We start from the raw sequence: 10,031 nt of genomic DNA on the forward strand, positions 1-10,031 counted from the left end.
CCTGCGGCACCGAGGATACTGTCATGAGCGACGCCCCCGACCTGCGGCCCACCCTGGTCCTGCCCGACTGGCCGGCACCCACCTCCGTGGGGGCCTTCGTCACCACCCGCGAGACCGGTCCCAGTCAGGGGGACTTTGCCTGCTTCAACCCGGCCGACCACGTGGGTGACAATCCCGCCCATGTGGCACTATGCCGTCGCCTGCTGCACAAGCAGGTTGATAACGAACGACCGCTGCTGTGGCTCAATCAGGTACACGGCGCGCGGGTGCAGCAAGGCTATACGGACGAATCGCCGGAGGCCGATGCCGCGGTCGCCTTCGATCGTGGCCATGCCTGTGTGGTCCTTACCGCCGACTGCCTGCCGGTCTTCTTCTGTGACCGCCGCGGCGAGCGCGTGGCGGTGGCCCATGCCGGCTGGCGCGGGCTGGCGGGCGGGGTGCTGGAGGCCACGGTGGCGGCACTGGGTGTGCCGCCCGAGGAGCAGCTGGCCTGGCTGGGACCGGCGATCTCCAATGCCCAGTTTGAGGTGGGACCCGAGGTCTATCAGGCCTTCGTTGGCGTGCACCCCGAGGCCGCCGATGCTTTCGACCCCAGCCCCTATCGCCTGGGCCACTACATGGCCGACCTCTACCGCCTGGCGCGCTTGCGTCTGGAGCGTCTGGGCGTCTCCCATATCAGCGGCGGCCACTTCTGCACCGCCTGCGAGTCACGCTTCTACTCCCACCGCCGCGACAATGGCAGCACGGGAAGAATGGCCAGCGTGATCTGGCTGCGCTGAAGCGAGCTACAAGCTTCAAGGCTCAAGGAAACCCGCGGCTATCGCAGACGCACTAAGCTAGAGGCGCCGGGGATAGGTCGCAGAGGGGGTCCGAGGACCAGGGATGGCCGAGGTAGCGTACAGGGAAGTATTTACAGCGCCCCCTCGAAGGCCTGTCGCCGGAACAGCCTCGCGCAACCCCTTGTCGCTTGATCCGCGTCAACTTGTCATGCACTTCCTCCCGACGGCCGACTTGAAACCGGCCTGTCTTGACGCCATTTAAGTTGTCAAGACATTCACAGGGTCAAGCGGGGCGTCCGATCGCCTCGTCATCCCGATGGAGGACGTGATATGCGTTTCGACAAGTTTACCGCCAAGCTGCAGAACGCCGTGGCCGATGCCCAGTCGCTGGCCGTGGGGCACGGTCATAACCAGCTCGAGCCCGGCCATCTGCTGCTGGCACTGCTCGACGCCACCGACACCGGTGCCAAGGCGCTGGTTCAGAGGGCCGGTGGCGATGCCGCCCGGTTGCGCGATGTGCTGGTTGGGCATCTCGACGACCTGCCCAGGGTCGCCCAGTTCGACGGCGAGGTGCAGCCCTCACGCGACCTGATCAAGTTGTTCAATCTTACCGATCGCGAAGCCCAGAAGCGTGGTGATCAGTACATCGCCAGCGAGCTGGTGCTGCTCGCCGCGCTGGAGATGGGGGGCGCGGTCAGCAAGCTGCTCACACAGGCGGGGCTCTCGCGCAAGGCGCTGGAGTCCGCGGTCGATGGCGTGCGTGGCGGCGAGAGGGTCGATGACCCCAATGCCGAGGATCAGCGCGAGGCGCTGGAAAAGTACACCCTGGACCTCAACGAGCGGGCCGCCAGCGGCAAGATCGACCCGGTAATCGGGCGTGATGACGAGATCCGTCGCACCATTCAGGTCCTCCAGCGGCGTACCAAGAACAACCCGGTGCTGATCGGTGAGCCCGGCGTCGGCAAGACCGCCATCGTCGAGGGGCTGGCCCAGCGCATCGTCGATGGCGAGGTGCCCGAGGGGCTCAAGGACAAGCGCGTGCTGTCGCTGGATATGGGCGCGCTGCTGGCCGGGGCCAAGTTCCGTGGCGAGTTCGAGGAGCGTCTCAAGTCGGTGCTCAAGGAGCTCGCCCAGGAGGAGGGCCGGGTCATCCTGTTTATCGATGAGCTGCACACCATGGTGGGGGCCGGCAAGGCCGAGGGGGCCATGGATGCCGGCAATATGCTCAAGCCGGCCCTGGCTCGTGGCGAGCTGCACTGCGTGGGTGCCACCACCCTTGATGAGTATCGCCAGTACATCGAGAAGGATGCGGCGCTGGAGCGTCGCTTCCAGAAGGTGGTGGTGGATGAACCCTCGGAGGAAGACACCGTAGCGATCCTGCGTGGCCTCAAGGAGCGCTACGAGGTGCACCACAAGGTCGACATCACGGATGGCGCCATTATCGCCGCGGCCAAGCTCTCCACCCGCTATATCACCGATCGCAAGCTGCCCGACAAGGCGATCGACCTGATTGACGAGGCCTCCTCGCGCATCCGCATGGAGCTCGACTCCAAGCCAGAGGAGATGGATCGCCTCGACCGCCGGCTGATTCAGCTGAAGATGGAGCGCGAGCACCTCAAGAAGGAGACCGACGAGGCTTCTCGCCGGCGCCTGGAGAGTCTCGAGGAGGAGATCGCCGGGCTCGAGCGCGACTATGCCGATCTCGACGAGGTGTGGAAGGCCGAGAAGGCCAGCATCCAGGGGGCGGGACAGTTCAAGGAGGAGCTCGATCGTGCTCGCATCGATCTGGAGCAGGCCAAGCGGCAGGGTGACCTGGCGCGGATGTCCGAGCTGCAGTACGGCGTGATACCCGAGCTCGAGAAGAAGATCGCGGACTTCAGCGAGGCCGAGTCGGATATCTCGAAGCATACCCTGCTGCGCTCCAACGTCACCGAGGAGGAGATCGCCGAGGTGGTCTCGCGCTGGACCGGCATTCCGGTCGCCAAGATGCTCGAGGGTGAGCGCGACAAGCTGCTGCGCATGGAGGAGGCGTTGCATGAGCGGGTGATCGGCCAGCACGAGGCGGTGACCGCGGTGGCCAATGCCGTGCGTCGCTCCCGGGCGGGGCTGGCCGACCCACATCGCCCCAATGGCTCCTTCCTGTTCCTCGGCCCCACCGGAGTCGGCAAGACGGAGCTGTGCAAGTCGTTGGCCAACTTCCTCTTCGATACCGAGGAGGCGATGGTGCGCATCGACATGTCGGAGTTCATGGAGAAGCACTCCGTGGCAAGGCTGATCGGTGCCCCTCCCGGCTATGTCGGCTACGAGGAGGGGGGCTATCTGACCGAGGCGGTGCGTCGCAAGCCCTACTCGGTGCTGCTGCTCGACGAGGTGGAGAAGGCACACCCGGATGTCTTCAATATCCTGTTGCAGGTGCTGGAAGATGGACGCCTCACCGATGGCCAGGGTCGCACCGTGGACTTCCGCAATACGGTGATCGTGATGACCTCCAACATGGGCTCGGACATCATCCAGCGCATGGGCGGTGGCGACACCGAATACGAGCAGATGAAGAGCGCGGTAATGGAGGTGGTCGGTACTCACTTCCGCCCCGAGCTGATCAACCGCATCGATGAGGTGGTGGTGTTTCATGCCCTCGGACAGGAGCAGATCCAGGCCATCGCCGGGATCCAGCTCGATCGCCTGCGGGTGCGGCTGGCGGAGCATGAGCTCTCTCTGGAGGTCAGCGATGCGGCCATGGCCCAGCTCGCGGTGGTGGGCTTCGATCCGGTCTTCGGCGCGCGGCCGCTCAAGCGGGCCATCCAGGCGCGTATCGAGAACCCGCTGGCCCAGGATCTGTTGGCCGGGAAGTTTTCGCCCGGCGACACCATCCGGGTAGATGCCGATGAGGATCGGCTGGTGTTCGACAAGTCTTGAGACGGTGTCGCCGCACAGAAGTGAAAGGGAGCCGGTGCCGGCGCACGCTGAGCGGGCGCCGGCACTCGCATCCTGAGCCTGGCCGTCTAGACTGAATGACAGGTTGCGTCCTGTAACCCCCCTTGCCCGTCTCTCCCCGCGAGAGTGCGGGCTTTTTTTGGATCTGTTCCCAATATTGCCTTGCCCAACCCCCTTCCATGGACTACCCACGCTGTTTCCGCGGTTGACACGCCCTTGGCGCTAATGGAATCTTGACCCTTCCTGATACGGGCACGGACCCAGCGGGCAATCCCCCATTACCGTGTGAAGGGTAGGCCTGTGGCCTCTACCCGCCGAAGGACTTCCGATTGCGGGCTCACCGCCCGGGTCGGCCAACGCCCCGACGCGGCAAACCGCCGTGATGAGAGTGCAGGCCCTAACAGGGCTTCTTGCCAGGGTTTGGCATCAGGTGCCGGTGTATCCGGCAGCGGCATACCGCCGCACTCGACACCGTTGCCCCAAGTGGTGACGGATCGCACTCGAGACCTCCAGGGGAGAAAAACACGTGGAATTGCTTTCCGGCGCGGACATGATCGCCCGCTTCCTGCAGGATGAGGGCGTCGAATATATCTATGGTTATCCCGGTGGCGCGGCGCTGCATATCTATGACGCCCTGTTCCGCCAGGACAAGGTCAAACATATCCTGGTACGCCATGAACAGGCCGCCACCCATGCCGCCGATGGTTATGCGCGAGCCTCCGGCAAGCCAGGCACGGTACTGGTGACCTCCGGTCCCGGCGCTACCAACGCCGTCACCGGCATCGCCACCGCCTACATGGACTCGATTCCGATGGTGGTGCTATGTGGCCAGGTGATGAGTCACCTGATCGGCGATGATGCCTTCCAGGAAACCGACATCGTTGGCGTGACTCGGCCGATCGTGAAGCACAGTTTCTCGATCAAGCATCCGAGCGAGATTCCGGAAGTCCTCAAGAAGGCCTACTACCTGGCCGCCAGTGGCCGGCCGGGCCCGGTCGTGGTGGATATTCCCAAGGACATGACGGCCCCCACCGAGCGCTACGAGTACGTCTACCCCAAGAAGGTCAAGCTGCGCTCGTACAATCCGGTGACCCGCGGCCATAGCGGTCAGATCAAGAAGGCCGTGGAGCTGATGCTCAAGGCCAAGCGCCCGGTGTTCTACACCGGCGGCGGGGTGATTACCGGGCGGGCCAGCGAAGGCCTGACCGACCTGGTCAAGCGTCTGGGCTACCCCATCACCACCACCCTGATGGGCATCGGCGCCTATCCCCAGAGCGATCGTCAGTGCCTGGGCTGGTTGGGCATGCACGGCTCCTATGAGTCGAACATGGCCATGCACCATGCCGATCTGGTGATCGCCATCGGCGCGCGTTTCGACGACCGGGTGACCAACAACACCTCGAAGTTCTGCCCCACCGCCAAGGTCATCCATGTGGATATCGACCCCAGCTCGGTCTCCAAGACCGTGCGAGCCGATGTGCCCATCGTGGGGCCGGCGGGCAGCGTGATCAGCGAGATGATCAGCCTGGTGCAGGGCAAGGAGATCGCCAATCCGGAGGCCCTCGAGGAGTGGTGGCAGAAGATCGAGGGCTGGCGCGAAGAGCGCGCGGGCAAGCTCTATGAGCCCTCCAAGCCCGGCGAGACGCTCAAGCCCCAGGAGGTGGTCGAGGCTCTGTGCCGGGTGACGCGCGGTGAGGCCTATGTGACCACCGATGTCGGTCAGCACCAGATGTTCGCGGCCCAGTATTACAAGTTCGACAAGCCCAACCGCTTCATTACCTCGGGGGGGCTTGGCACCATGGGCTTCGGATTCCCGGCCGCCATGGGAATCAAGCAGAACTTCCCGGATGAGCAGGTGATCTGTGTGACCGGGGAGGGCAGCTTCCAGATGATGATGCAGGAGCTCTCCACCTGTAAGCAGTTCGGGGGCGGCGTGAAGATCGTCAACCTCAACAATGCGTCACTGGGCATGGTGCGCCAGTGGCAGGACCTCAACTACAAGTCGCGTCACGCGCACTCCTACATGGAGTCGCTGCCCGACTTCCAGAAGCTGATCGAGTCCTATGGCTTCACTGCGCTGAAGGTCGAGACCCTCGAAGAGCTCGAGCCGGCACTGGAGCGTGCCTTCGCCGATCCGCACGAGCTGGTGTTCCTCGACGTTGCGGTTGACCCGCACGAGCACGTCTATCCGATGCAGGTGCCCCTTGGCTCCATGCGTGACATGCTGCTTTCCAAGACGGAGCGGACCTGATGCGCCATATCATCTCGATTCTGATGGAAAACGAACCGGGCGCCCTGTCTCGCGTGGTGGGGCTCTTCTCTCAGCGTAACTTCAATATCGAGACGCTGAACGTGGCGCCCACCGAGGACCCTACCCTGTCGCGCCTGACGGTCACGACCGTGGGGGACGACCGGGTCGTCGAGCAGATCACCAAGCATCTCAACAAGCTGATCGATGTGGTCAAGCTGGTCGACCTCACCGAGGGCAACCATATCGAGCGGGAGCTGATGCTGGTGAAGGTGAAGGCACTGGGGGCGAATCGCGACGAGGTCAAGCGCACCGCGGATATCTTCCGCGCGCAGATCGTCGATGTGAGCCCGAGCCTGTTCACCGTGCAGATTGCCGGCGACGCCGGCAAGCTCGATGCCTTCCTGCAGGCCATGGAGCCAGTAGGGGTGCTGGAAGTGGCGCGTACCGGGGTGTCGGGGATTGCCCGGGGCGACAAGGTGTTGAGCCTCTAGCTCGACTCCTGGTTGTTACTGGCATGCGAAGGCCGCCTCGAGAGGCGGCCTTCTGCTTTTTCGGTCGTTTCTTTCCACCTCACCCATCATTCCATCTCATCTTCATTCCACCCTCTCTGGGCTTCCCTGCCTCGTCTACCTTTCCGCCATTTCCTACCTTTCCGCCACTTCATCCCAGAGCGCCCGAATCAGCGGGCTCTTCAGGCGCCGTTCCAGCACGCAGAGGCCGACGTCGTAATGGGGCAGTTCCGGTTTCACGGGTAGCACGCGCACTCGCTCACGCAGCGGACTGTTGTCGAGCACGATCCTGGGTACCACACCGATGCCGAAACTCAGGCCGACCATGCTGACGATCGCCTCGTGTCCGGCGACCTGGGCATAGATCCTCGGCACGATGCCCAGGGCGCGAAACCAGGTATCGGCGTAGCTGCGCGAGAGCCCCGCCTCGGAGAGGATCATCGGCACCTCACGCCACTGCTCGGCGCAGGGCGTCTCGGGCGTGGAGGGGATCCAGTCGGGTGCCTCCCTGGGGGCGATAAACACCAGTGGGGCCCGGGTCAGCGACTTGAAGGCGAGGGCTTCGGGGGGCTGGCGCGGGCGAGGGGTGATCGCCATGTCCTCGTCACCGGCCAGGACCCGGTTCATGGCTTCGGCGGGGTCACCGGTGTGCAGCTTGAGCTCGATACCGGGGTGGTGGCTGCGAAACTCGCTAAGCAGCTCGTAGAGAAAGCTGTAGCTGGCGGTGACCGAGCAGTAGACGCTGATCTTGCCGGTCAATCGTCGGGCCTCGCTCATCAGCGACTGGCGAAGCTCTTCCCAGCGCTCGAGGGTCTCACGGGCATAGTGCTGGAAGATCTCGCCCTGGCGGGTCAGAGCCACGTGGCGATTGTCGCGCTCGAAGAGCGTGACGCCCAGGCTCTCCTCCAGATGTCGGATGGAGCGGGAGAGGGTGGAGGTGCTGATGTGACACGCCTCGCTGGCGCGCCCGAAGTGCAGGGATTCCGCCAGGGCGAGGAAGTGATTGAGGGGGCGCATGTCCATGGTCATTATTATTGCACAAACCGGGATGTGTCGTTGCAAATATAGCGTTTTACGCAATGGCTGGGCTGACGTATGGTTGAGTCATCGGATGCCGCAAGCCCAGCCCTGCGATAGACGGGGCGGGTGGCCATCGACGCTGACACGCTTTACTCAACCATGCTTTTCAGATCACGTTTCCAGGAGCACGAGATGCACGTTTATTACGACAAGGATTGCGATCTCTCCCTTATCCAGGGCAAGAAGGTCACCATCGTGGGTTACGGCTCCCAGGGTCATGCCCATGCCAACAACCTCAAGGAGTCGGGTGTCGACGTTACCGTCGCCCTGCGTGAGGGTTCCTCTTCTGCCGCCAAGGCTGAGGGTGCTGGCCTCAAGGTGGCTTCCGTCGAGGAGGCGTGCAAGAGCGCCGATGTGGTGATGATCCTGGCGCCTGACGAGAACCAGAAGGCGATCTACGAGAATCAGGTCGAGCCCAACCTGAAGCAGGGCGCGACCCTGGCCTTCGCCCACGGTTTCAACATCCACTACAACCAGATCGAGCCGCGCAGCGACCTGGATGTGGTGATGATCGCCCCCAAGGCCCCGGGCCATACCGTGCGCTCCGAGTTCGTACGTGGCGGCGGCATCCCCGACCTGATCGCCATTCACCAGGACGCTACCGGCAATGCCAAGGAGCTGTCGCTCTCCTACGCGGCAGCCATCGGCGGCGGTCGCAGCGGTATCATCGAGACCACCTTCAAGGATGAGACCGAGACCGACCTGTTCGGTGAGCAGGCCGTGCTGTGCGGTGGCGCCGTCGAGCTGGTCAAGGCCGGTTTCGAGACCCTCACTGAGGCAGGCTACGCACCGGAAATGGCCTACTTCGAGTGTCTGCACGAGCTCAAGCTGATCGTCGACCTGATGTACGAGGGCGGCATCGCCAACATGAACTACTCCATCTCCAACAACGCGGAGTATGGCGAGTACGTGACCGGCACCGAGGTGATCAACGAGCAGTCGCGTGCCGCCATGCGCAATGCGCTCAAGCGTATCCAGACCGGCGAGTATGCCAAGATGTTCATCAACGAGGGCAACAGCAACTACCCCTCTATGACCGCCCGCCGTCGCCTGAACGCCGAGCATGAGATCGAGCAGGTGGGGGCCAAGCTGCGCGGCATGATGCCGTGGATCGCCGCCAACCAGCTGGTCGACAAGACCAAGAACTGATCGATCGGTTCGGTCGAGAGTGGCAACACGACCAGGGGCGCGGGCGACCGCGCCTCTGGTCGTTTTCGTGTGGCCGACGCTGAATGGCAGCGAGTCGGCTTTGCGCTTGTCGGTGGTCGTGCAAGAATGGCCAGCATGACTTCCAGGCAATGGGTGGGACAATGAGTCAGGATTCCCGTAACAACGAGCATGTCGACACGCCGCATGGCGAGGATTCGCCCCGGGAGCAGGGTGCCCACCGGGAGGAGGCCCTGGCGTCGGTCTTTCTGCGTGAGACGGAGGTGATCGAGGAGGCCGAAGAGGATGGGCGTACCGTTCGGCGCAAGGGTATCTATCTGTTGCCCAACCTCTTTACCACGTCGGCCCTGTTCGCTGGCTTCTTCGCCGTTGTTGCCGGTATCAACGGTGACTTTGCCGCGGCTTCCGTGGCGATCTTCATCGCCATGGTGCTCGATGGGCTGGATGGCCGGGTGGCCCGGATGACCAATACCCAGAGCGCCTTCGGTGCCGAGTACGATAGCCTCTCCGATATGCTCTCCTTCGGAGTGGCGCCGGCGCTGGTGTCCTTTACCTGGATTCTTCAGGATATCGGCAAGACCGGCTGGGTGGTGGCCTTTCTCTATGTGGCCTGTGCTGCCTTGAGGCTGGCTCGCTTCAACGTACAGATCGGCAGCGTCGACAAGAAGTGGTTCATCGGCCTGCCCAGCCCCTCGGCGGCGGCGCTGGTGGCGGCCAGTGTCTGGACCTTCCATAGCTTCGATGCCGATGCCTTTGGCTACAAGTTGCTGATGCTGGTGATTGTCGGTGCCGCCGGTGTGCTGATGGTCAGCAATATTCGCTACTACAGCTTCAAGGATGTGGACTTGAAGGGGCCGGTCCCCTTCGTGGTGCTGCTCGCCATCGTGCTGGGCTTCGTGGTGATCTCCCTGGAGCCCTCCGTGATGCTGTTGCTGCTTTTCGGCGCCTATGTCATCTCGGGCCCGCTGATGGCGACGATGCGCAAGCTGCGACATGCGCCGCCGTCGGACTGATCCGCACTCACGCCGCATGTATTGACGCCCGCCCCGTGCGGGCGTCGTCGGTTTTGAAACTTTTTACAGGAAGGCCTTGCGGACCCGCCAGTAAAGCCGTAAAGTACGCATCCGCTGCCGGCGACGGGCAAACGTTGCAGGCGGTGGATGTGGCAGAAGTGGCTGTTCTGAAATGGTTTTTTCGGAATGCTTCGAAAATGACCGGTTGACAGTCGCGGCAAATTCGCTAGAATGTGCGCCACTCGTGACGGCGACCTCAAGGTCTCCGCGGCGATCCTCTCGAAACGATCCTTCAGGG

8 protein-coding genes are annotated in these 10,031 nt (G+C 63.3%); 6 read left to right on the forward strand and 2 right to left on the reverse strand.

Annotated features, from left to right (window positions below; all coding sequences use genetic code 11):
- The first annotated feature begins 23 nt into the window (after positions 1 to 23).
- The 4 genes from pgeF (at position 24) to ilvN (ending at position 6,455) form a co-directional block, all read left to right on the forward strand.
- A complete protein-coding gene (gene pgeF / locus Q0894_RS12355; RefSeq protein ID WP_299235794.1) occupies positions 24 to 779 on the forward strand; it encodes a peptidoglycan editing factor PgeF in 756 nt (251 codons plus the stop codon).
- 330 nt (positions 780 to 1,109) lie between these two features.
- The gene (clpB, locus tag Q0894_RS12360) at positions 1,110 to 3,695 is read left to right on the forward strand and encodes an ATP-dependent chaperone ClpB (protein ID WP_299235797.1); all 2,586 of its coding nucleotides are present in this window, start codon (positions 1,110 to 1,112) and stop codon (positions 3,693 to 3,695) included.
- Between the two features lie 544 nt (positions 3,696 to 4,239).
- On the forward strand, positions 4,240 to 5,964 hold the full coding sequence (locus Q0894_RS12365) for an acetolactate synthase 3 large subunit (RefSeq protein ID WP_299235800.1): 1,725 nt from the start codon (positions 4,240 to 4,242) through the stop codon (positions 5,962 to 5,964).
- A complete protein-coding gene (gene ilvN / locus Q0894_RS12370; protein ID WP_132045230.1) occupies positions 5,964 to 6,455 on the forward strand; it encodes an acetolactate synthase small subunit in 492 nt (163 codons plus the stop codon). Before Q0894_RS12365 ends, ilvN begins: the two co-directional genes overlap by 1 nt.
- Before the next feature lie 153 nt (positions 6,456 to 6,608).
- Here the strand turns inward: ilvN and ilvY are convergent, their stop codons facing one another.
- Positions 6,609 to 7,496: an HTH-type transcriptional activator IlvY gene (gene ilvY / locus Q0894_RS12375; RefSeq protein WP_195689332.1), complete on the reverse strand. Its 888-nt coding sequence runs from the start codon at positions 7,494 to 7,496 to the stop codon at positions 6,609 to 6,611.
- Between the two features lie 189 nt (positions 7,497 to 7,685).
- On the opposite strand from ilvY, the gene ilvC reads away from it, so the two are divergent.
- Positions 7,686 to 8,702 (forward strand): ketol-acid reductoisomerase, encoded by a 1,017-nt coding sequence (ilvC, locus tag Q0894_RS12380; protein WP_132045234.1) that lies wholly within the window; start codon positions 7,686 to 7,688, stop codon positions 8,700 to 8,702.
- A gap of 161 nt (positions 8,703 to 8,863) precedes the next feature.
- A complete protein-coding gene (pssA, locus tag Q0894_RS12385; protein ID WP_299235810.1) occupies positions 8,864 to 9,733 on the forward strand; it encodes a CDP-diacylglycerol--serine O-phosphatidyltransferase in 870 nt (289 codons plus the stop codon).
- Between the two features lie 63 nt (positions 9,734 to 9,796).
- Here the strand turns inward: pssA and Q0894_RS12390 are convergent.
- Positions 9,797 to 10,031 (reverse strand): hypothetical protein (locus tag Q0894_RS12390; protein WP_299235813.1); only part of this gene is annotated, 235 nt, incomplete at its 5' end.

It is taken from the genome of uncultured Halomonas sp. (genome assembly GCF_947501415.1).
Taxonomy (GTDB): domain Bacteria; phylum Pseudomonadota; class Gammaproteobacteria; order Pseudomonadales; family Halomonadaceae; genus Halomonas.